General features: G+C 35.1%; 2 protein-coding genes. Both read right to left on the reverse strand.

Going from position 1 to position 426, the window contains the following annotated elements:
- On the reverse strand, positions 1-258 hold a 258-nt coding region (locus EIZ48_RS31680), incomplete at its 3' end, for a large ribosomal subunit protein uL22 (protein ID WP_500690636.1).
- 46 nt (positions 259-304) lie between these two features.
- The coding region (locus EIZ48_RS31685) for a ribosomal protein S19 family protein (protein WP_192928773.1) at positions 305-426 on the reverse strand (122 nt) is incomplete at its 5' end.

The raw sequence follows: 426 nt of genomic DNA on the forward strand, positions 1-426 counted from the left end.
AGTGCCTTCGTTGACTTCGGCTTTACTAATTATTAAATTTGTTTCGTCAGAACCCATGTTGTAACTAGCATTTGCTGCTGCAGAATAAACCAATTTAAAAATAGAATAACATGCTCGATARGGCATGAGTTCTAGTATMATAAGTGTTTCYTCATAGGAACGTCCACGAATTTGATCAATGACTCTTCGCKCTTTATGAGCCGACATAGAKATATGTTGACCTRAAGCGTATATTTCGGTTTTTTTYTTCTTTATCATAAGATTCGCCTCCTACTAATGAATGATAAGTATCTATATTTTTTTATTAACGACGMGAKCGGTTATCKCCYWTTGCATGYCCTCGAAAATYTAAAGTAGGTGMAAATTCTCCCAATTTGTGACCTAYCATACGGTCTGTTATATAAATAGGTACATGCTCTTTTCCAT

This window comes from Photobacterium alginatilyticum (genome assembly GCF_009910675.1).
Taxonomy (GTDB): domain Bacteria; phylum Pseudomonadota; class Gammaproteobacteria; order Enterobacterales; family Vibrionaceae; genus Photobacterium; species Photobacterium alginatilyticum.